General features: G+C 67.4%; 17 protein-coding genes and 1 pseudogene. 9 read left to right on the top strand and 9 right to left on the bottom strand.

The genetic code is table 11. The features are described from left to right. Positions 1-3 precede the first annotated feature (3 nt). From FCH28_RS13890 to FCH28_RS13885, 3 genes are all read right to left on the bottom strand, one after another. A complete protein-coding gene (locus tag FCH28_RS13890; RefSeq protein ID WP_136740186.1) occupies positions 4-684 on the bottom strand; it encodes a vWA domain-containing protein in 681 nt (226 codons plus the stop codon). 59 nt (positions 685-743) lie between these two features. After that, complete coding sequence (locus tag FCH28_RS39705) at positions 744-872, bottom strand: hypothetical protein (RefSeq protein WP_281289708.1); 129 nt, start codon at positions 870-872, stop codon at positions 744-746. A 343-nt stretch (positions 873-1,215) separates the two neighbouring features. After that, positions 1,216-2,313, bottom strand: coding sequence for an AraC family transcriptional regulator (locus tag FCH28_RS13885; protein ID WP_246102785.1), 1,098 nt, complete (start codon positions 2,311-2,313; stop codon positions 1,216-1,218). Positions 2,314-2,369: 56 nt separating this feature from the next. Between FCH28_RS13885 and FCH28_RS13880 the strand changes: the two genes are divergently transcribed. From FCH28_RS13880 to FCH28_RS13855, 6 genes are all read left to right on the top strand, one after another. After that, positions 2,370-3,206 carry an SDR family oxidoreductase gene (locus FCH28_RS13880; RefSeq protein WP_136740184.1) on the top strand — a complete coding sequence of 279 codons (837 nt, stop codon included), beginning with the start codon at positions 2,370-2,372 and terminating at the stop codon, positions 3,204-3,206. 272 nt (positions 3,207-3,478) lie between these two features. Further along, entirely contained in the window at positions 3,479-4,504 is a 1,026-nt protein-coding gene (locus tag FCH28_RS13875; protein ID WP_136740183.1) for a 3-oxoacyl-ACP synthase III family protein, read from the top strand. Positions 4,505-4,520: 16 nt separating this feature from the next. After that, a complete protein-coding gene (locus FCH28_RS13870) occupies positions 4,521-5,177 on the top strand; it encodes a hypothetical protein (RefSeq protein WP_136740182.1) in 657 nt (218 codons plus the stop codon). A 130-nt stretch (positions 5,178-5,307) separates the two neighbouring features. Next, the gene (locus tag FCH28_RS13865; protein ID WP_136740181.1) at positions 5,308-7,086 is read left to right on the top strand and encodes a thiamine pyrophosphate-binding protein; all 1,779 of its coding nucleotides are present in this window, start codon (positions 5,308-5,310) and stop codon (positions 7,084-7,086) included. Positions 7,087-7,371: 285 nt separating this feature from the next. Further along, positions 7,372-8,916 (top strand): FAD-binding oxidoreductase, encoded by a 1,545-nt coding sequence (locus tag FCH28_RS13860; protein ID WP_136740180.1) that lies wholly within the window; start codon positions 7,372-7,374, stop codon positions 8,914-8,916. Between the two features lie 156 nt (positions 8,917-9,072). Further along, entirely contained in the window at positions 9,073-10,215 is a 1,143-nt protein-coding gene (locus FCH28_RS13855) for a pyridoxal phosphate-dependent aminotransferase (protein WP_136740179.1), read from the top strand. A 335-nt stretch (positions 10,216-10,550) separates the two neighbouring features. On the opposite strand, the gene FCH28_RS13850 is transcribed toward FCH28_RS13855, so the two are convergent. Then, positions 10,551-11,291 carry a class I SAM-dependent DNA methyltransferase gene (locus FCH28_RS13850; protein WP_136740178.1) on the bottom strand — a complete coding sequence of 247 codons (741 nt, stop codon included), beginning with the start codon at positions 11,289-11,291 and terminating at the stop codon, positions 10,551-10,553. A gap of 1,024 nt (positions 11,292-12,315) precedes the next feature. Between FCH28_RS13850 and FCH28_RS39170 the strand changes: the two genes are divergently transcribed. The 3 genes from FCH28_RS39170 to FCH28_RS13835 all read left to right on the top strand — a co-directional run bounded on the left by FCH28_RS39170 (position 12,316) and on the right by FCH28_RS13835 (position 14,091). Next, positions 12,316-12,507 carry a hypothetical protein gene (locus tag FCH28_RS39170; RefSeq protein ID WP_246102782.1) on the top strand — a complete coding sequence of 64 codons (192 nt, stop codon included), beginning with the start codon at positions 12,316-12,318 and terminating at the stop codon, positions 12,505-12,507. 439 nt (positions 12,508-12,946) lie between these two features. After that, the gene (locus tag FCH28_RS13840) at positions 12,947-13,195 is read left to right on the top strand and encodes a peptidoglycan-binding domain-containing protein (RefSeq protein ID WP_169314148.1); all 249 of its coding nucleotides are present in this window, start codon (positions 12,947-12,949) and stop codon (positions 13,193-13,195) included. Between the two features lie 386 nt (positions 13,196-13,581). Continuing rightward, complete coding sequence (locus tag FCH28_RS13835; protein ID WP_246102779.1) at positions 13,582-14,091, top strand: hypothetical protein; 510 nt, start codon at positions 13,582-13,584, stop codon at positions 14,089-14,091. A 147-nt stretch (positions 14,092-14,238) separates the two neighbouring features. Here FCH28_RS13835 and FCH28_RS40070 read toward each other — a convergent pair. The 5 genes and pseudogenes from FCH28_RS40070 to FCH28_RS39165 all read right to left on the bottom strand — a co-directional run. Beyond that, positions 14,239-14,373: pseudogene (locus tag FCH28_RS40070) on the bottom strand (tryptophan 2,3-dioxygenase); the annotation flags it as partial. 300 nt (positions 14,374-14,673) lie between these two features. Continuing rightward, positions 14,674-15,324 carry an HAD-IA family hydrolase gene (locus FCH28_RS13825; RefSeq protein WP_136740175.1) on the bottom strand — a complete coding sequence of 217 codons (651 nt, stop codon included), beginning with the start codon at positions 15,322-15,324 and terminating at the stop codon, positions 14,674-14,676. 534 nt (positions 15,325-15,858) lie between these two features. Next, positions 15,859-17,511 carry a glycine/sarcosine N-methyltransferase gene (locus tag FCH28_RS13820; protein WP_136740174.1) on the bottom strand — a complete coding sequence of 551 codons (1,653 nt, stop codon included), beginning with the start codon at positions 17,509-17,511 and terminating at the stop codon, positions 15,859-15,861. Between the two features lie 494 nt (positions 17,512-18,005). Continuing rightward, positions 18,006-20,216, bottom strand: coding sequence for a caspase, EACC1-associated type (locus tag FCH28_RS13815; protein WP_136740173.1), 2,211 nt, complete (start codon positions 20,214-20,216; stop codon positions 18,006-18,008). After that, positions 20,203-20,673, bottom strand: a complete 471-nt coding sequence (locus FCH28_RS39165) for an effector-associated constant component EACC1 (RefSeq protein ID WP_246102902.1) — start codon at positions 20,671-20,673, stop codon at positions 20,203-20,205. The genes FCH28_RS13815 and FCH28_RS39165 overlap by 14 nt, the downstream gene beginning before the upstream one ends. Positions 20,674-21,142: the final 469 nt, after the last annotated feature.

Below are 21,142 nucleotides of genomic sequence, written 5' to 3'. Positions count from 1 at the left end.
CCACTATCCGACCTCGTCGATCGCCATGCTGAACTGTTCCGGGCGGTTCACCACCAGCTGCGGGCTGCCCGAGTTCAGTGCCTGGCCGGAGGCGACGAGGCTCGCGGTGAGCGCATGGAAGAACTCTGCGACCGCCCGCCCGATGTCGGTCCCGGGCTTGGCCACGAAGGCGAACTCCGGCCGCGTCGCCACCTCCACCATGGTGCGGGCCTGGGCGTCACCGATTCCGCAGGCCACGATGTTGGGGGCGGTCGGCGTCTGCGCCCGGTCGGTGAGCCGGCCGTGCGGCTTCCGCCAGGCCCCCCGGTCGGTCGGCTGTCCGTCGCTGAGGAAGAACACCACCGGCCGGTGCACCTTGTAGCCCTCGCCGCGCAGCCACTGGATGTCGGACGGGATCCGGTCCAGCAGGTCGTCGAAGACCGCCTTGTAGTTGGTCAGGCCCCGGATCTCGACCTGCGGCAGGCTGGTCTCGTGGCGCATGTCGGCCACCGCGAGACGCACCTCCACGTCGTCGGAGAAACCCAGCACCGCCAGCCGCAGCTTGGCCGCGACCATCGGCTCGGCCCGCAGCCCCTCGCAGAGCGAGATCAGGCCGTTGGACAGCTCCTCCTTGTACGGGCCCATCGAGCCCGACTCGTCGGCGAGTACGTAGGCCGGCAGCAGTACGCCCTTGGTTTCCGCCATGCGGATCCGTTCCCCGTTTCCGTCTCACACCTCGTCCGGGCGGCGCGCGCCCGTCGGGCTCACCATTCGTTGTTGAGCATCAAGGCTCTGGTCACGCCGTCGCGGGCGGCGAACGTGCCGAGTTCCTTCTCTGTCCTGGAACCGATCCGGTCCGCCAACTCCCGCACCAACTTGTCGATGCATGCCATGCCGCAACGCCCACCTCCGTTCCGGGCGTTCGTGCCTGCCTCTCCGGCTCTGCGAGGTCTCGCCAACCATGGGCCCGGACACTGAAATGGAGGTGAAATTTCGATGGTCCGCGAGCTGGGAGCAGGGGAGTACCGATCCTCGGCGCGGCTTCGCATCGAGGCGCTCGGGCCGGTTTCGGCATCGCGCGGTGCACACCTGCTGGACGTAGGACCCGCACGGCGAAAGGCCGTAACTTGGGCCCCGGAGCTCATGCCGTGCGTTTCAGTGCGCTCGTACGCTGCTCCACTGGCTCGCCGTATGGCGCTCAAGCAGCAGGCGTGGGAGCCGGCAGAGGCAAATGCCTCAACCGACCCCGTCCCGGTACTCGTTGGGGCTGACCCCCCGCACCCGCTTGAAGGTGCTGCTGAGGGAGAACGCGTCCGCGTAGCCGACGGTGCGGGCGATGCTGTCCAGGGTGTGGCCGGGCTCGGTCAGGAGGCCGGCGGCGAGGGTGATGCGCCACTGGGTCAGGTAGCTCATCGGGGGCCTGCCGACCAGGGCGTGGAACCGGTGGGCGAAACCGGAGCGGGAGAGTCCGACGGCGTCGGCCAGTTTGCCGACGGTCCAGGGGCGGGCCGGGTGCTGGTGCAGCAGTTGCAGTGCGCGGCCGATGGCGGGGTCGGCCATGGCCCGGTGCCAGGGCGGCGGCTCGCCGTCCTGCCGCTCCGTCCAGGTACGCAGCGAGACCATGAAGAGGAGGTCGAGGAGGCGGTCCAGGACCACGGGCTGGACGGCCTCGGGGCGGTCGACCTCCGTGGCGACGAGTTCGAGAATCCCCTCGGCGCCGGTCGCTCCGGAGAGGAGAAGGACCGGAGGCAGCGATTCCAGGAGCCACGGTGAGACGTCGCCGGCGAATTGGTACGCGCCTCGGATGATGGCGGTGTCCCCGTCGTGGTATCCGTCATTCCGGTCATGGTTCCGGTCATGGTTCCGGCCACGGGTCCTGTTGTGGTCCCCGTTGGGGTCCCCGTCGCGTTGGCCGGCGTGTTGCCCGTTGCGCTGCTCGCCGTAAGTCTTACCCGCCGAGACTCGCCAGCGGTCGCCCGCCCGGTCGGGGGGTTCGTCGGCCAGGGCGCAGCTGTTCGGACCGTAGACGACGATGTGTGCCGGGGTGGCGGGGTCGTCGGCGAGGGTGTGTGGCTCGGGACCTCGGACTATGGCGATATCGCCGGCCCGCAGCCGCCTCGCCGGTTCGCCGTCCCTGAGTAGCCAGGCGCTTCCTCGTATGACGGCTTGTATTGACATCGGTGCCGCGTCCGAGTAACAGACAGACCACGGTGGTTGAACGATCGACCGTGCGACGGCGGCGCCGCGCGCCCTGGAATGCCGAAGTAAGTCCGCGAGCACATCCACGGGCTCACGGTAGACGAACGGACGTGCGCGCCGTGGACGAATGCACATGAACGGTGGACGTTCGGCCATGCCGTCGCGTCACGGCGTCCGGTTGGATCTCAGGCATGACTCAAATCGTGACCGTCCTCGGGGGGACTGGCAAAACCGGGCGACGCGTGGTCAGCAAGCTGCGCGCCGGAGGGCACACCGTCCGGCCCGCATCGCGTTCCACCGAGATTCCTTTCGACTGGCTGGACGACTCCACCTGGCAGGGCGCCCTGACCGGCGCGGATGCTGTGTATCTGGTACCGCCGGCGCTGCCGAGCCAGCAGGTGACGCTGGTGCCGGGCTTCGTACGGCGCGCCGTCGACCTGGGCGTGCGGCGGCTGGTGCTGCTCTCCGCCCGGGGTATCGACCGCGCGGAGAATCCGGATGCGCTCACCTGTGAACGCGCGGTGCGCGACTCCGGAGTGGCGTGGACCGTGGTGCGTCCGGCGTGGTTCGCGCAGAACTTCAGTGAGGAGTTCTTCCAGCCGCAGGTGATGCAGGGCGTGATCGCGGCGCCGGCGGGCGACGGGAAGGTCCCGTTCGTGGACGCCGAGGACATCGCCGAGGTCGCCGCCGCGGCGCTCACCGACGAGCGGCACGCCGGGCAGATCTACGAGCTGAGCGGGCCCGAGGCGCTGTCGTTCGGACAGGCCGCCGCGTTGATCGGTGAGGCGCTGAACCGTCCGGTCCAGTTCGTCGACATCCCGCCGGAGGAGTTCGTCCGCGGTGCCACCTCGGCCGGTCTGCCGGAGGAGCACGCGGGGCTGCTCGCGGGCCTGTTCGGGGTGATCCGGAACGGCTGGGACGAGCGGCTGAGCGAGGGGGTTCAGCAGGCGCTCGGACGGCAGCCCGCCGATTTCAAGTCGTACGTCAACCGTTCGGCCGCGGAGGGCAAGTGGGGGGAACCCCAGTAGGACCTTCGGTAGGGCCCCGGTAGGGGTTCTTGGCGGGCCCAGGCGGGGCCCTCGGTAGGGCCCCGCCAGGACCCTCAGCCCACGGAGCAACCAAAGGGCATTCGAGGGGAATTCAAGGGGTGCTCAAGCGGCGCTCAAGCGGCGCTCAAGGAAGGAATGGGGGAATCGGGACGATCAAACGCGGGGATGCGTAAATTCGGTAATTCCGGCGCGGGAGGCCGGGGGGAGCCAACAGCACGCAGCACACTTTCTTGACCTGGGGGAGGGTTGAGATGTCGCTGTCCGCACGGATAGTCGATGTTGTCAGTTTCATGCCGGACCGGGTGGTCTCGAATGCCGACCACTCGGCCGGTGACGACGAATTGGCGGAGCACGCGTTTTTCCGGGGCGTCGCGGAGCGTCGCTTCGCCTCGCCGGAGTACTCCTCGGCGGATCTCGGGGTGCACGCCGTACAGAAGTTGCTCGATCGGACGGGAATGTCCGCGGGCGAGCTGGATCTCATCATCTACAGCTGCCAGTTCAACGATACGTTCTGGCCCGGTATCGGGTCGGACGTCCAGGGGCGGATCGGCGCGGATGGGGCGACGATCCTGCAGGTCGACACGAGCTGCTGTTCGTGGCTTTCGGGGCTGCGTACGGCGCAGGCGTTCATCGAGTCAGGCCGGCACCGGAACATCGTGGTGCTGACCGTGACCAACTTCGTCTCGCGGCTTCCGGAGTTCCAGCGTTCCACGCGCTCGCGGGTGCTCGGTGACGGAGCCACGGCGACTCTGCTGACGCCCGGTGACCCGTCCATTCTCTCCGGCTTCGAGCGCTCGCACGGCGCGCATTACGGGCTGCTGCGCTTCGAACCCGACTTCGTGGACGGCGTGTTCCGGAATTACTGGGAGCGGGGCTGCGGCCCCATCACGGTCAATTTCACCCGTGAGCGGCTGGAGTTGCTGCGGGAGAACGCGCTGACGCTGGTTCCGGAGGCCGTGGCGCATGCGCTGAAGCAGGCCGGGGTGACGGCCGAGGACGTCTCGCTGCTCATCACCCATCAGCCCAACGACGAGTACATCGCGGAGTGGCGCCGGCGGTGCGGTATCGACAAACCGCGCGCTCACGACACTCTCGCCAAATACGGCAATCTCTTTCACGGGTCACTTCCGGTGACCCTCGCGGACGCCTTGGACCAGGGTCTTGTCCGGCAGGGCGATCTGCTCGCATTCGGCACGTTCTCCAATGGGGGCGACATGGTGAGTGCGATGACCGTGCGGTGGAACGGCCAAACCGGCGCTGCCGCAGACGCGAAATGACGGGGGAGAATCACTCATGAAATCAACGGACCACAACCATCCACTCGCCGGCGCGGATCTGCCGGCGCTGGATCTGGTGCGCTGTGAGAACACCAGCAGCGGTGACATCGAAAAGCTCATGCGCGACATGACCAAGGAGACCTACTCGCACGAGGAGATCTTCGGTCAGTACTGCTCGCTCGCCGAGTACATCGACGTACCGTACGACGTGGTCTTCGAGTACTGCGCGAATGTGCACTCCCTTGAGGAGTGGACGTTCAGCATCCGCGATCTGTCGTACGTCGGCGGCGGCATGTACCGCGGGCGGGAGGCGATCCAGCCGAACACCGAGATCTTCGTCCGCGCGGAACCGCTCAAGGGCCCCGAGCACGGTCTCATCAACTACCCGTGCGCCTGGGACCAGGGCCATGAGCTGTGGATGCGTTACTACTTCACCGTCATCGACGCCACTCGTACGCTGAACCGGCCCGGGACAGTGGTGCTGTGGACGAACTGCAAGCACCCGTATTACGACCGCGCCGTGACGGATGTCCCTGAGTACATCCGGGCGGGCCGGGCCAGGACCGACCGCTACTGGGTGGGCGACATCTGGCCGAACTTCGACGCGATCCACAAGATTGAGACAAAGAACCTCAAGACCATTTTGGAAAGCCGGTTCGGCTCCGGTACGTAACGGAGAGCACGACACGCCAAGGAACACATCCGCCGCGGGAACGGGAAAGCGAAACAGGGGTAGCGCACGACCGAGGACAGATGCATGACCCCGCGGCGGATTCAACGGGGGATCAAACGGGGGATCAAAGATGCGCGTTTCCGATGCGCTGGTCACACTTCTCCGCGACTGGGACACGCGGTATGTGTTCGGGGTCAGCGGAGCGAATATTGAACATCTTCACGATGCCGTGCACCGCCTGGGGGAGGGCCGGCTCCAGTCGGTGATGGCCCGCCGGGAGGACGGCGCGGCATTCATGGCCGATGCACGGGCGAGGGTGCACCGCACCCTGGGCGTCTGCTGTGCGACATCGGGCGGGGGAATGATGAACCTCGCCGTCGGGCTCGCCGAGTCGTACGCCGAGTCCGTTCCGGTACTGGCCCTTATCGGCCAACCGCCCACCACTCTGGAGGGCCGGGGAGCATTCCAGGACTCGTCGGGTATCGGCCGGACGGTCGACGCCGAGGCCATGCTGGGCGCGATCACCAAGAAGGTCGTCAAGCTCGGCCCGCCGGAGACTTTCTGGCGCGATGTGCTCGATGCCGCACGGACCGCGCTCAGTGGGCGCCCCGGGCCGGTCGCGGTCCTGGTGCCCCGTGATGTGTACGAGGTGGAGGTCGGGGACCGTCCCGACGGCTTCCCCGCGACGCTCGCGGACGTGGCGGAGCGCCCGGCGTTCGACCGTGAGGCGGCGCACACGCTCTTCGACGCGATACGCCGGGCGAAGCGGCCGGTCTTTGTGCTGGGCCACGGGGTGCGCAGGAGCGGCGACCCGTCGGCGGTGGTGCGGTTCGCCCAGCGGACGGGGGTTCGCGTGGCGACCACGATGGGCGCGCGGGGCGAGTTCCCCAACGATGACCCGCTCTACCTCGGTGTGCTCGGGGTGGCCGGCCACACCTCCGTGGTGGACACGGTGCTCGACGCGGACCTGGTGGTCGCCGTAGGAACCGGGCTCAACATGATGACCCGCGGCCCGGTCCCGGGCCTGAACGGCGCCGCGGTGGCGGTGGTCAACCCCGACCCGGGGGAGGCCATCCGGGCCGTGGCGCCGCGGCTCGTCGTACGGGGCGACGCCGGTCTCACCTTCGAGCATCTGCTGCGGCTGTGGGACGACGAGCCCTTCGAGGTGCCGGCGCCGGCCGCGTACGAGCTGCGCCGCTTCCTGCCCCGGCTCGCGCCCCCGGTCCCGTCCCGGCCCTCCGGGCACGGCGCCGACGGCGACGATCTGCGGCAGAGCGAGGCGATCTCGCTGCTGACGGCGTACCTGCCCCGTGACGGGCATGTGGTGCTGGACGCCGGCAACTGCGCCTCGGCGGCGATCCACCTCTCCGATGTGCCGGCCGGCGGCACCTCGACGATCGCGCTCGGCATGGGCGGGATGGGCTACAGCCTGGCCGCGGCGGTCGGAGCCCAGCTGGGCTCGCCGGCCGGCACCCGCACCACCGTGCTGTGCGGTGACGGCGCCTTCCTGATGAACGGGCTGGAACTGCACACGGCCGTCGATCTGCAGCTCCCGGTGCTCTTCGTGATCTTCAACAACAACATGCACGGCATGTGCGCCACCCGCCAGCAGACGTTCTTCGACGCGCGGATCGAGTGCGTCCAGTACGCACCGGTGGACGTCGCCCAGGTGGCCCGCGGTCTGGGCCCGTCCGACCGGCTCTGGGTCGGCAGCGCGGGCACGGCCGCGGAGCTGCGCGCCCATCTCGCCGACTACCACGAGCGGCACCCGGACCTCCCCGGCGTCCTCGAACTGCGCATCCCCGCCGAGGAGATGCCGCCGTTCACCACGCTCCTGCCGCCGGACGAGCCGACCGTGCCGGTGCCGAGCCCGGCCCGCGCGCTGAGCTGCGCTGCCGTCTCGTCGTAGGCACGGCGAGACGGGCCCTCGGCCCTACAGGGCGCACACCAGCCCCGTAGGGCACGGCACCAGCCCCGTAGGGCACGCACCAGCTCCCGTAGGGCACGCCCCAGCTCCCGTAAGGGACACACCAGTCCCGCAGAGCACACGCCGGCCCTATAGGGCACACGTCGGCACCGTCCCGCCCCGGGGGGCACACCACACCGCCCCGGGGCGCTCACCCAGCACACCAACTCACCGATCGCAGCCACCCCTGCGCGGGTGCGCTCGCTCGTCCAAGGAGGTACGTCCCCAATGCAGCAGGTCTCCAACGATCACAGTGGTCACGACGGTCACGGCGCTCATGGCGGTCACGGTGGTCACGGCGGCGCGATCACCGTCGGGCCCAAGGACCCCCGCTTCGACGATCTGGCCACCGGCGCCAACCAGCGCTGGACCAGCCGGCCCGAGTACGTCCGGCTCGTCTCGTCCGCCCGTCAGGTCGTCGACGCGGTCGAGGACGCAGTCCGGGCCGATGTCCCGGTATCCGTCCGCAGCGGCGGTCACTGCTACGAGGGCCTGGTCGATGGCCAGGTCATCATCGACATGTCGCTGATGAAGCAGGTGTATTACGACTCCCGCCACCGGGCGTTCGTCGTGGAGCCGGGCGCCCTCCTCGGCGATGTCTACGCCACGCTCTACAAGGGGTGGGGCGTGACGCTGCCCGGCGGGTCGTGCCCGAGCGTCGGCGTCGGCGGGCATGCGCTGGGCGGCGGGTACGGCCTGCTCTCGCGCCGGCACGGTCTGGTGATCGACCACCTCTACGCCATCGAGGTCGTGGTCGTCGACCGGCACCGGCGGGTCCGTACCGTCTTCGCCACCCGCGAGGCCTCCGATCCGAACCGGGACCTGTTCTGGGCACACACCGGGGGCGGGGGCGGCAACTTCGGCTGCGTGGTCCGCTACTGGTTCCGTTCGCCCAAGGCGACCGGTCACGACCCGTCGGAGCAGCTCCCGCACCCGCCGAGCAGGGTGCTGATCAGCACCGTCACCTGGGCGTGGCAGGACCTGCCGCCGGCCGCGTTCGCCGGGCTGGTACGGAACTTCGGTGCCTGGCACGAGGCGAACGACGCCGACGGCTCGCCGAACGCGGACCTGTTCAGCCAGCTGGAGCCGGCGCCGCTGGCGGCGGGCACGGTCACCATGCACACCCAGGTCGACGCGACCGCGCCGGATGCCGTAGCCCGCCTCGACCGGTTCGTCAGGGCGGTCAACGAAGGCGTGGGCGTCCCGTTCCGCGAGGAGCGCCAGGAGCTGGGCTGGCTGCACTCCACCCAGTGGAACGGCTTCAACGGGCCGGAACAGCCGACGATGCGCTTCAAGGCCAAGGTGGCGCAGATGCGCAGGGGTTGGACCGACGAACAGATCGCGGCCATGTACCACCACCTCACGCAGGTCAACTACCAGAACCCCGGCGCCCGGATCATGTTCATCTCCTTCGGCGGCCGGATCAACGCCGTCGACCCGCACGCCACGGCGTACCCGCACCGCGACTCGGTGATGCTGGCGCACCTGGTCAGCATGTGGACCGACGCCGGCCAGGACGAGCAGCACGTCTCCTGGGTCCGGAACTTCTTCCACGACCTGTTCGCCGCGACCGACGGCGTGCCGGTGGTCAACGAGCAGACGGACGGCAGCTACATCAACTACCCGGACCTCGACCTGCTCGACAACTCCGCCAAGGTCCCCTGGCACGACCTCTACTACAAGGACAACTACCCCAGGCTCCAGCGCATCCGGGCCCGCTGGAACCCGCTGGGCGTCTTCGGCCACGAGATGTCCATCGCCCTGCCGGACTGACGGGGACGCGCTCGGGGCGCCCGAGGCGTCCGACGGGGCCGAGGCGCCTGTGGCGTCCCAGGCGCCCGCCCGCGTCCGACGCCCAAGAGACGCAACACACCACCCGCAACACGCAACACACCACACGTTCTACGTCATCAATCCACGGGGGATCGCATGACCACAACGTTCCACATCAGGCCCGCGCTCGCGCAGCTGTCGCGCTACCGAACCGGTGGCGTGGCGGTACTCCGCCGCACCACCCCGGAGAGCGCCCCGGGCCCGCTCGTCCAACTCGCCCAGAACGAGGGCAGCTACGGCCCTCTCCCGTCGGCACAACAGGCCGTGCGCGCGGCCATCGCCGCCGGAAACCGCTACCCCGAAGGCGACTACTCCACCCTCCGCCGGGCCATCGCCGCCCACCACGGCATCCCTGAGGAACGCGTCTTCGTCGCCGGTGGCACCACCGCGATCATGCACTACCTCTCCCTCTGCCTCCTGGAACCGGGTGACGAGGCGGTGTTCGGCCGCCCGAGCTTCCTCGCGTACCACCTGGAGACGCTGAAAATGGGGGCCACCCCGGTGGGGGTCCCGCTCACCGCCGAGGGCTCCTTCGACACCGACGCCATCCTCCGCGCCATCACCCCGCGGACGAAGATCGCCTACCTGGCCAACCCCAACAACCCGTCAGGCGGCCTGCTCACCCGCGCCGAGGTCTCCGACTTCCTCGACCGGCTGCCCGCCCATGTCGTTCCCGTCCTGGACGAGGCCTACTTCGAGTACGTCGACGACCCGGACTACCCCGACGGCATCCACGAATTCGCCGCCTCGGCAACCGGCCGGCACGCCCACCGCCTGGTGGTCCTGCGCACCTTCTCCAAGATCTACGGCCTGGCCGGCCTCCGCGTCGGCTACGCCGTCATGCCGCCCGACCTCGTCCAGGCGGCCATGTCGGCCCAGGTCCCCTTCGAGGTCAACACCCTCGGCCTGGCGGCGGCCGAGGCCTCCCTGGCCGCCCCCGCTCACGAGATCGCGCACCGCCGGCACGAGACCATCACCCACCGCAAACTGCTCGCCGACGCCCTCACCGGCCTCGGCATCCCCTATCTGCCCTCGGCCGGCAACTTCCTCCAGGCCCGCGTCGGCAACGCCGACACCGTCGCCGCCGAACTGGAACACCACGGGGTCCTCGTACGCTCCCTGACCACCTGGGGCGCCCCCGACAGCGTACGCATCACCATCGGCACCCGCCCCGAACTCGATCACCTCATCGCGGCCCTGCCACGCACGTCCTTCACCCGAACCACCGGCCGTCGGTAGGCACGGGAGCCCAACCTGTAACGCCCGCTGGCCCCCGTGCCGGGCATTCATCAAACCGGCACGGGCAACCCAGGCAACCCATCGGCACCACGAACGCGCGGCGCGATGGTGCCGGGGGCCGCCGGGGGGCGTCTCACCCCTCGCCGGAGAACCGCTCCCTCAAGTGCCATGCAAGTGCCGTGCTGACATCCTGCGCCAGGCACTTGAACTGGTACGGCTGACCCAGAGCCTCGTTCAAGACATCGTCGCCGCCGAGCGCGAGCGTGGCGCCACCTGGGAGCAGCCCTCTCTTACGCCGCCGGCGCCACCCGGCAGTCCGCCCACGAACGCTGGCCTCACGCCGGCTTGCGCCACACGGAGATGTGCTTGGCGGAGTCCTGGGTGAACGGAGCCCCGTCCCAGTCCGCGACGCGCCGTTCCAGCTCCAGCCCCGCGATCCGGGCCATCAGGTCGAGCTCCGAGGGCCAGGCGTACCGGTGCCGGGAACTGCCGCGCCGGTAGCGGCCGTCGTCGCCATCGCGGGTGAGGTGGTGTGAGACGAGAATCTGCTCGACCAGGTCGAAGGTGTCGAAGCCGAGGTGGCGCTCGGAGACGTCGAACGGCACCGCGACCTGTCCGGGCGGCAGGAACCGCAACGGCGGCACACCCAACTCGATGACGAATCGGCCGCCGGGCGCCAGGTGGCGTGCGGCGTTGCGGAAGCACTCGATCTGCTCGTCCTGCGTGAGCAGGTTCGTGATGGTGTTGTAGACGAGATAGACCAGGGAGAACTCGCCCGGGACGACGGTCGTGGCCATGTCTCCGATGGCGACCGGGAGCGTGTTCTCGTCGACCTTGCGTCGCAGGGCTGCTGCCATGTGCTCGGACAGTTCGATGCCCACCACTGGCACGCCACGTTCACGGAGCGGGATGCCCACGCGTCCGGTTCCGATGGCGAACTCCAAGGCCCGGCCATCTCCGGCGAGTTCGGTGAGAAAACTGACAGTCGGTCCAAGGACAGCAGCCGATGACATCTCGTGTTCCTCGGTGTCGTAGCGGTCGGCGGTCGCACGGGTCCACAGCTCACTGCTCGTCACGGGCAGCCACTTTGCCGAGGTGTGGTGGGCGCCGTCCAACGCATTTATCTTCCACCGGCCCCGAGCACACGGTCCTGGCGGCAGGTGCAGATCTTCAACGCCACCGGTCTGGCTCGGGGGCTACGGGGGGGGGATGCGGTAGTGGCGCCCTCGCCGGCCTGGCTGAGGACCTGCCTTCGGCCGTCCTCGGACCCGCACCTGGCCTGCGCCCGATCACCAGCCGGTCAATGGCGACACCGCACCGCCATCACCGGGACCGCTTACCTCGAACCACGCCTGGTCGCACACCACTTCACGACGCCCAAGGGCGACTCTGCCGAGCTGCATGCACGCCACATGCTGCGCGGCACGAATACCGCCACGCACCAGCTGTCATGGCACACCTACGCTGTCGCCTGTGCCCCGTCATACGCCTCCCCGCCCCTTGGACGTCGAGCAGCTCTTCCCCGAGCTTGCCTCACTCCAGAGGCAGACGGTGCGGCTGCACCCCCGCGCGGGCAGCCCGACGTCGCGGGACAGTTCAGTGGGCGGCCCGCTGTTGTGGCCCGAGCAGGACCCCTGGTCCGCGTGTCCGGAGCACCCCGGGTCGCCGATGGTGCCAGTGCTCCAGCTCTACGCCGCCGATGCCCTGGACCTCGTACCGTTTCCACCCGGATGCGACCTCCTCCAGGTGCTCTGGTGCCCGCGGGACCACGACGGCCGATGGGTCATCCCTGAAGTGCACTGGCGGGACGCAGCGGCGATTGGAAGCACGTGCGAGACACCCCCGGCACCTACCCAGATCCGATTCGGACGGATACCAAAGCCCTGCGTCGTCCATCCAGAGCTGGTCATCGAGTACCCGAGTTGGGATCTGGACGACGGGCTCTGGGACACGTTGGAGCCGCGTTTCGTGCACGTGGAAGCCGAGACCGGGTGGGACTACCAGTACCACTTGTCCACCGCTCCGGGGACCAAACTGGGCGGGCACCCCGGCTGGTGTCAGGATCCGCAGTGGCCGGACTGCTCAGAATGCGGGAAACCAATGGATCACTTGCTGACGGTGGAGAGCACCGAGGCGGATGCGGTGTCCCGGCTGACCTGGACTCCGATCGAGGATCAGGACGTTGAGTACGAAGACGCCGCTCTGATGCTGGGCGACATGGGTGGGGTCTATCTCTTCGAGTGCCGCACCTGTCCAGGCCGCCCGTACAAGGACCGCTTCGACTGTTCGTGAACGAGCAGCTGGACCACGACGGTTCCTTCTCGGCCGGGTGCGACGAGGCAGTGCCACACCGCGCAGCGAGTGTGGCGTGAGAGGAATGACGCTCTCTACTGGCACCAGCGTCAGCGGCTGTTCAAGGACGGTCGGGGCGGTGGCGAGGCCGCCCGTAGGCACGTGTGCCTGCGTACCCGAGGCGGTATCACACACAGGAGTGAAATCAGGCGGCGCATGCATGACGGCCCGTTCCGGGCGCCAGTCTCCCTGTGGCGATCCGGCACACGATCGCTTCACCGCGTGTATCTAACACGCGGCTCAAGGGAGGGAACTGTTCATGCTCTCGCGTCGACGCATTGCAGTAGCTGCCGCGACCGTACTGGCTGGGGTGTTGCTGACGGCTGCACCAGCCGGCGCCCACTCCGCGACGCCAACTGCCGTACCCGCAAGCCCCACTGTGAAGGATGCAGCCGCGTACTGCGGCTACTACGACGGCAACGCGACGACCGGGCGCGGCGACCGCGGCGACCGGGTCAGGGAAGTTCAGTGCCTCATCAACCTCTGGAACGGAGGTACTCCGCTCCAAGTTGATGGGGACTTCGGCCCCCGGACGGAGAGCTGGGTCGTGTACTTCCAGGACGTGAACGGCCTCGGGGTTGACGGCATCGTCGGTCCGGAGACCTGGAACGCCCTGCGCGGGGTCTGACTGCCATTGTCCGATGCAACACCGCCCTCCTCTCCCTGTTGGGACCGAGGAGGGCAATTCCTTTTCCCCAGGATTCGCCAACGCTGGCCGCGGCAGGCCAGACCTGCTGGTGTCACATCGTGTCCACTTCGGTCGGTCACATCCACACCGGCCTAGGCAGTGAAGTTGAAGCCAACCGGCTCCAGAATGAGCGTGCAGTTATGGGGTCGCCGAAGCCTCCAGAGGTTCGATGGGGCACTGAAGATGGACATCGACGAGACCTGAGGGAAGCACGGCAGCAAGTGCGACGTCGCCAGCAGAGAGATGGTCGAACTCCCTGCCGCTCAACCGCAAGTTTCACAAGCCTTGGCAGACACCGGCTGGAAGGTCAGAGCCGGCCTCCTACGATGACCGCCATGGAAATCGAACTGGACCCGCCGAACGGCATCACAGGCTTCCCTCTGGGCATGCCTGCCGAGGCCGTCAAAGCGGCAGCTGCGGAACTGGGTGAAATCAGGGTACGGGACGAGGATGCCCCGGACTTCTTCCACCCGATGCGGATCCTCACCCTCCACCCCCAGTTCGAGATCAACTTCGTCATGGAAGACGCCAAGACCCTCGAATATGCCGAACTGTGGATCCCGCGCCCCGGCCCTGAGCACATCACGGTCCGCTTCCGTGGGATCGACGTGTTCCGTACCCCCGCTCTCCAACTGATCCGGCAAATTGAAGAAATGGGCCACACCGTCCTGCACGACGAGCCCAGCTACTGGGCGGTGCCCAGGCTCTCCCTCGGTTTCACGCGTACGGCAGGCCATGAGGTGCCGCTCGATACGGATGGCGAGCCGCTGTACTTCCAGGCAGTTCTCACCGGCCCGACCGACTACTACGACTACAAGCTCGAAGAGAGGCGTTGAGCGACGGCCACAGCAGTACCCCTGCACCCCGTCGGCTCCTCCTGCCTGCGGGGTGCCGTGACACTGTGCTGCGTGTGCTACCGCCGCTGTCTTCCGGCTGTAGTCGGACACCACCCTCTTCGCCTCAATGGTGGAAGCGATGTCCTGCTACATGGGCAGGCTGCGGAACTGCCACAGCTCCGGAAAGAACCGGATGTGGGCCCTCACCTTGAGGCGGGAGGCACCGGTAGTGCCCCCTGTACCCGGCATGCTGCCGATCTGTCGCTTTACCACCAGGACATGACGGGCCCGCCACTACGACCACGCCTGGTCGTAGTCGGGATACCCGCGCAGCGGACCGGGCCCTGGCCGTCCACGTACCGGTCGACCGTCTTCGAGCCGACCGCCGCGTTGTTGACAAGGACATCGACCGGGCCGGGAAGCTCCTCGATCCTCTCCAACCCGCGAGCCGCTGACGGGCCGCCGGCATGGCTGAGAGCGCGAGGGTGCCGTCGTACGGAATTGGGCAGGCAGCAGGGCCAGAACAGGTCTTCCCTGTCGGTCAGGTCGACGCCAGGTTGGATCCGCACCTCCGGTGGCGGTTCATGCGACGGTCGGGAGAGTCCCCAGAAGCTTCGACAGCCGTTTCACCGTGTCGGCCTGGCCGTTCGCGTGGATCGTGGTGATGCCGAGCGCAGCCGCCGGAGGAAGGTTCACCGGGTTGTCATCCACGAACACGCACGCTTCCCCAGGCAACTGCATGCGGTCCAGAGTGCGCTGGTAGATCGCCGGATCAGGCTTGGCGATGCCCTCCTGCTCGGAGATCACCCGCTCGTCGAATAGTTCCCACACGCCCAACGTCTCATACGGGTTGTACGGGTCCACACCGAAGGAGTTCGACAACAACGCCACCGTGTACCCGGCCCGCCGGGCCGCCTGCGCGAGGGCGACCATGCCCACCGCCGGGCGCACACCCGACCACACTCGACCCATCAGATTGTGGTGATCGTCCACCCCCAGCAGCGTGGCCGTACGACGGTTCCACTCGGCTTGCGACAGCCGGCCTGACTCCAGCGCCGCGTACAGTTCCCGCCCCTCAGGGTGGTGCTCGAGCGTGACCCACCACGCGTTCGGCGCGAACCCTTCAGATACGCACCAGGAGTGGTGTGCGGTCCGTACCCCCTCGGTCAGCACCCCCACGAAATCCAGGATCAGCCCCCGGTAGGGCGTGCGACTCTCAGTGTCCTGTGCCACGCTTCCACCAGCCTTCCCGCTCCACCCGCATCACCGCGAAGGTACCCGTCCCCGCGCCAGCGGAGCAGGGGGCAGAGAGTCGCGATGTGCGTTCCTCCAGGTGGGCGATGAGCTCAGGTCAATAGAAGTCAATAGAAGGTGACAGGAGCCCATAACGCTGCGGTGATGAAGTGGTCCGGTTCGGCATCAGCGTTCGCCGCCGCCGCCCTCCCGGTGCCGCCAGCCGGCACCGGCACCCGGACGGGAGCCCGGCGAACCTCCACGATGGGCAGCATGATGACCAAGGCGGGGAGGCCGAGCTCCCGTGGTGTGGCGCCTGCGGGCGCGTGCGTGGGGATGGCGAAAAGCCGGGACTGGCCTCAGTCGGCCAAGACACTCACCGAAGCTGTCGTCATCCACACATCGCCGGCCCCATATCCATAACGCAACAGCGTTGGGCCCTCACGCACTGCCGGAACCCACATCCAGATCTTTATCGCCCCAACCGCGGCCAGTATCGGGCCCCATGCCCACCGCTTGAGCGACTGACGCTGCTCAACCGTCGGTGTCGAGCCTGAAGTGGAAGATGCCCCAGGTGAGGTGCTTCTCGCGACCTCCGTCGATCCAGTGGCCGAGCCCCTTCTTCATCTGGGCGAGGTAGTCGTGACTGATCTTTCTGGCCAGCCCTTCGGTCTCTTGGTGCTTGGTCTCCTCAAGGACCCGCGTGTAGTGGTTCACCAGCTGCTCGCGGTGCTCTTCGAAGCCCTCCTCGACGGCGGTGAATCCGAGCCGGTTCAGCTCGCGTGTGTAGAAGCCCGGCGAGCCCATGTCGTCCAGATGGATTCGGTCGAGAATCGGCTGCAGCACGTCGGTGGAGCCGCCGTCCGCCGTCGCCATCGGGTCGGTGAAGATGAGATGGCCGCCGGGCCGCAGCACCCGCGCGATCTCCTCGAGGACCTGGACCCGGTTCCCGCTGTGCAGGAAGGCGTCCTGGGACCAGATGACATCGACCTGGTCGTCCGGGTACGGGATGTCTTCGAAGGACCCGTCCACGACCTCGATCCTGTCGGTGAGCCCGCGGGCCGAGTTCAGCTCCTTGTGGCGCTGGTTCTCCACCTCGCTGAGATTGAGTGCGAGGACCCGGCAACCGTACGTCTCTGCCAGATACCGCGCCGAGCCGCCGAACCCGGAACCGAGATCGAGCACCACGGAATCCCGGGTCAGATCCAGTTTCGACGCCATCCGCTCGACGGTGCGCCGGCTGGCGTCCGCGATGGACTCCACGGGGCTTTCGTAGAGGCCGATATGAATGTCCTCGCCGCCCCACACCGTGGCGTAGAAGGTGTCGGCGTCCGGCGAGTTGTAGTAGCTACGGGCGGTGCCGACCGCGCCCTTGTACTGCTCCTCGCCCTCCATCCGGTACTCCTTCTCCGCAACATGCACGAAGAAGTCCGGCTGCTCACCCCTGTAGGTGTGCTGGAAGTCGCCGTAGGTCTCGATGCGCTGGAAACCCACTTCGGACATCAGCCGCCGGGTGTAGTCCTTCCGCAGCGGGAACATGTTGAGGTGGTACGTGGAATTGTCCGGGAAGCTGTACCGCATACGGCACAGGCCCTCGTCGACATACTCCGGCTCCACGATGACATCTTCGCCACAGTAGTAGTACCTGTGCTTGCTCGTGAACCCGTCATCCAGGATCGCATCGTAGTTGCGCTGATCCAGTACGAGAATTCCGTCGTGCTTGAGCATCGCGTAGAACTCAGCCAGCGCCTTGCGCCGTGCACGTTCCGAGAAGAGATGCGTGAAGGAATTGCCGAGGCACACGATGGCATCGTATTCCCCGTGGACGTCTCTGTTGAGCCACCGCCAGTCCGCCTGCACGACTCGCAGGATGTGCCCTCCTTGCTTCGTTCCGTTCTCGAACGCCCTCGCCAGCATTTCCGCGCTGCCGTCCGCACTGACGGTTTCAAAACCGGCAGCCAGCAGCCGTACGGAGTGAAATCCTGTGCCCGTCGCGACGTCGAGCACACTCCTCACCCCCCACTTGCGTAGCAGGTCGATGAAGAAATTACCTTCGCTCTCCGCCCTCTTCTCCCAATCTATGAGCGCGTCCCATTTCTCGACAAAGCTGGGGACATACTCCTCCGTGTAGTGCCCGGTTTCACGTACTTCGACAGGGTTGTCGCCGAACTCTTGAGCCGGTTGCACGATGATGGGGAACCTTTCAGCTATGGGGACTGATGCCCTGGCGCTGCGACCCAGGACGGCACGGACTCCAGATCTTGGGAGCCGCGCGGTCTAGCGCATCGCTATCCAAGACGGCGAGGTCTCATGCCCCCAAAGTTCGTATACAGAGGCAGATTTGACGCGAATCGCGGACCTGGCCAGCGCCTTTCCTGTTTCAAGATTCCTTGGGGTGGTGGAGACTGGGGCCACCTCATATATCGGGTAGCCGCGGGCGAATCACCTCGTTGGCGACAGTCGGCCACGACCGAAAGCCGGTGATCCTTTCCGTCGGAAAGATCAAGCTCCTCAAGAAGCTCGGCGAGGGCATCGAAGACATCACCGAAGGCCCACGAATCGCCAAGAAAGCCAAGTGCTTCAAGTGCTTCAAGTGCTTCCTGGCCGGCACCAGGGTGCTCATGGCCAACGGATCGACGAAGAATATCGAGTCGGTGAAGCTCGGCGATTCGAGACGAGCGCTATTTCAGCTGCCACAGTCGTACCGTGCGATCCGCGCTGCCGGTGGCGAGGAGTTTGCCATCCGGGCTGAAAGTCACCGACAAGACCGAGCCGGTGTGGCCGGTGACGGGTTTGCCCAGCCGCCTATGACTGGTCACATCCCACAGCAGCACCGTTTGATCCTTGCTGCCCGTGGCGAGGAGTTTGCCGTCTGGGCTGAAGGCCACCGACGAGACGGAGCCGGTGTGGCCGGTGAGGGGTTTGCCCAGCTGTTTATGGGTGGTTACATCCCACAGCCGGGCTGTTCCATCCCAGCTGCCGGTGGCGAGGAGTTTGCCATCCGGGCTGAAAGCCACCGACGAGACGGAGCCGGTGTGGCCGGTGAGGGGTTTGCCCTGCTGATTGTGGGTGGTCACGTCCCACAGCAGCACTGTTTCATCGTTGCTGCCCGTGGCGAGGAGTTTGCCGTCCGGGCTGAAAGCCACGGACCAGACGGGGACGGTGTGGCCGATGAGCGGCTTGCCCAGTTGCTTGCGTGTGGCCACATCCCACAAGGACGCTGCGTACGCGGATGCGCTTGCATCGCCCCTCGCGTCGCTGGCGGCGAGGAGTTTGCCGTCCGGGCTGAAAGCCACCGATAGGACGGCTTCCGCATAGCCGGTGAGTGGCTTGCCCTGTGTGCGGGTGTTTACATCCCACAACTGCACTACTTGCCCGAAGCTGCTACTGGCAAGCAACTTGCCGTCCGGGCTGAATGCCAGTGAACTGATCACGCCGGTGGGGTCGGTGAGTGGTTTGCCGAACTGCTTGCGAGTGCCCACATGCCAGAGTCGGAGTGTGTCACTGCTACTGGTGGCGAGGAGTTTGCCATCCGGGCTGAACGCCACCGACGAGACTTTATCGGGATGGCCCGTGAGCGCATCGAGAGCTTGGACTTCGGGGGCGGAGCGGGTGTTTGGCGTTGGCGTCGGCGTGGGCTGAGGGCTGGTTGGTTTCTGGCCGGTGAATTCGGGACCACCGATGTCCGTAGGATCCTCGTCGCCGTTGGACTTGTCCCGGGTGGCCAGGATTCCAGCGGACATGCCGCCCAGGGCGGTTATGACGGCGCCGACCATGACGAAGGTGCGTCGTCGGAGCATCGGCCGGGGACTCGCATTGCTGGAACTCCGGTCCGGGCGTGGCCAAGCGGTTGTCGAGGCGGGCTGTTTCGGGTTCCCGCGGCCGGCAGTGGGTTGGGTGGCTTCCCGCGACTCTGCCTGGCCGGGGCTCTCCGGGCGCCGCAGGTCTGGCGTCCCGGAACTGGCCGGGGCCTGGCTGGGGCGCTCGGCCGCTGACAGAGCCGCAGGCGTGACTGACGGCGTGGCTGACGGCGTGACCGAACGTGTGGCCGCGGGTGGGGCGGCGGGCTTCGTAGTCGGTTCAGGGCGCGGCGCGTGATGGGCGCGGTTGTGGACCCATGGCCGTCTAGCCGCCGCGTTGTGGCCGAACTGCTGAGGTAGGGCCAGGTCGCGCCGCTGGAGCCGGAGGCGTACGCGCCGCCAGATGTCGTCGATGCTGAGCGTAGGCCCCGCTTCGGAGATGCCGTGTTCCAGAACGTGGATCAGCTCGCCCGTGAAGTCCGGGTACCTGCCGCGCGGCGTGAACGAGCGTTCCGTCCGGGCCGCGGAGGTCAGCACACAGCTGCCGTAGTCGCCCTCTTTGCCTGTGCCGTCTTCTTCCTCTTCTTCCTCTTCTTGCTCGTCCAGTAGTCGCGCCAGACTGGGACGGTCCACGACGGGGACGTCGCCCCCCATGCTGACCGCAAGACCGCTGTAGCAGCAGTCCAGCACCGTGATGTGGTGGCTGGCATGGCGTCCAGCTCCGGTGATCACGCGGCGCAGCGTCGGATACGCCAGGGTCCCGATCTCAAGGTGCTCCTCGTCGGCGTCTGCCAACGCCAGGTACAGCTGTTCGCCGCCTCGGTCACGCAGTCCGTGACCGGCGAAGTACACGATGAGGGTGTCGGTCGCGGTCTCGCCGGCATTCCGGACTGCTTCGAGCACCTCGTGGGCGGATGCCTGCGCGTGTAGAAGGGTGACGTTATGGCGAGGCAGGCCCCAGACCTGGGGGTCGCGTAACAGCTTCGCCAGCCTGCGGGCCCCGAGTTGCACACCCGGCAGGGGATCCAGCTGCCGATAGTCGTGCACGCCGATGAGTACGGCGCGGCTGGCTCGCGGATCAGGCAGCGCCACCGCCTGGTTCCCCTCCCCGGGGTGGGTTTGCTGCTGGTGGTATGACCGGTGGTGCTGACGGAGTGTGCGAGGTGTCCTCGTCTTCTGCTTGCGCGGCGTTCAACATCCGCACGACCCGGGCGGCGTCCTCCGGCGTGCCCTCCTCGATGATGACGCGGCTCTCGCCGTGCTCCACGATCAGTCGCGCGGCTGACCGCACCCGACGGGGCAGCGATGCGCGGAAGTGACCGTACGCCAGGATCAAATCGGTGGCGAACGAGCCGGAGGCGACAGCCAGGCTGATCCAGCTCACGAGGTCTCCCGACATCCCCCCGTCACTCGAAGACGAGCGGCCCCGACGGATGTCGGTGTGCCGACCGAGCCGACGGTCCTCGACAAGCCAGTCAGCGAAGGCCCCTGTCCAGCCAGAAGCGTCGCCCGAGACTTCGGCATGCGCCGCCTTGACCCGCAATTCCATGTGACGTGGCCCCCTGGTCTTCTCGGCGTCGCGCTGAACCAGAGTGCAGACGCCCGCCCACTGCGCGGCGCAAGCGCTCCGCGGCAGCCCCAAGCGTAGGGCGAAGCGTGATGTCATGTCCCGGTATCTGTGCGAAAGAGCCGCCTCACGCGAGATGACATCGGACGGCTTCGGCACCACCACCGAGGCCGCAGCGGGCCCCAGCAGGCCCCAGCAGGCGCCGGAGAGGCCGAGCCGGTCGGCGATCAGATGCTGGCATGCGCCTTCGATCACGCCGGTCGCGATCGGCCGGCCGGCTGCGAGTGCCTGGTCGTAGCGCAGGCACTCGGCCTTGCCGGGAAAACGTGGACACATGCATCGGCGCCGCGGAGCCGGCCGCCTTCCAACCCAGCGTTGTCCGCTGGGTTCGTGACGGTCTCGGCGACCTGGCGGGCGAGCCGTGGCCGAACCGGCCTTCACGTGATCCGGG

The organism is Streptomyces piniterrae (assembly GCF_005048155.1).
GTDB lineage: Bacteria > Actinomycetota > Actinomycetes > Streptomycetales > Streptomycetaceae > Streptomyces > Streptomyces piniterrae.
Note: the sequence above shows the minus strand (reverse complement) of the source record. Positions and strands in the feature narration are given on the sequence as shown.

What these genes read in the sequence shown, in the direction of transcription:
- FCH28_RS13890 (WP_136740186.1), bottom strand. Translation starts at nt 684, where the DNA reads ATGGCGGAAACCAAGGGCGTACTGCTGCCGGCCTACGTACTCGCCGAC.
- FCH28_RS39705 (WP_281289708.1), bottom strand. Translation starts at nt 872, where the DNA reads ATGGCATGCATCGACAAGTTGGTGCGGGAGTTGGCGGACCGGATCGGT.
- FCH28_RS13885 (WP_246102785.1), bottom strand. Translation starts at nt 2,313, where the DNA reads ATGTGCATTCGTCCACGGCGCGCACGTCCGTTCGTCTACCGTGAGCCC.
- FCH28_RS13880 (WP_136740184.1), top strand. Translation starts at nt 2,370, where the DNA reads ATGACTCAAATCGTGACCGTCCTCGGGGGGACTGGCAAAACCGGGCGA.
- FCH28_RS13875 (WP_136740183.1), top strand. Translation starts at nt 3,479, where the DNA reads ATGTCGCTGTCCGCACGGATAGTCGATGTTGTCAGTTTCATGCCGGAC.
- FCH28_RS13870 (WP_136740182.1), top strand. Translation starts at nt 4,521, where the DNA reads ATGAAATCAACGGACCACAACCATCCACTCGCCGGCGCGGATCTGCCG.
- FCH28_RS13865 (WP_136740181.1), top strand. Translation starts at nt 5,308, where the DNA reads ATGCGCGTTTCCGATGCGCTGGTCACACTTCTCCGCGACTGGGACACG.
- FCH28_RS13860 (WP_136740180.1), top strand. Translation starts at nt 7,372, where the DNA reads ATGCAGCAGGTCTCCAACGATCACAGTGGTCACGACGGTCACGGCGCT.
- FCH28_RS13855 (WP_136740179.1), top strand. Translation starts at nt 9,073, where the DNA reads ATGACCACAACGTTCCACATCAGGCCCGCGCTCGCGCAGCTGTCGCGC.
- FCH28_RS39170 (WP_246102782.1), top strand. Translation starts at nt 12,316, where the DNA reads ATGGATCACTTGCTGACGGTGGAGAGCACCGAGGCGGATGCGGTGTCC.
- FCH28_RS13835 (WP_246102779.1), top strand. Translation starts at nt 13,582, where the DNA reads ATGACCGCCATGGAAATCGAACTGGACCCGCCGAACGGCATCACAGGC.
- FCH28_RS39165 (WP_246102902.1), bottom strand. Translation starts at nt 20,673, where the DNA reads ATGGAATTGCGGGTCAAGGCGGCGCATGCCGAAGTCTCGGGCGACGCT.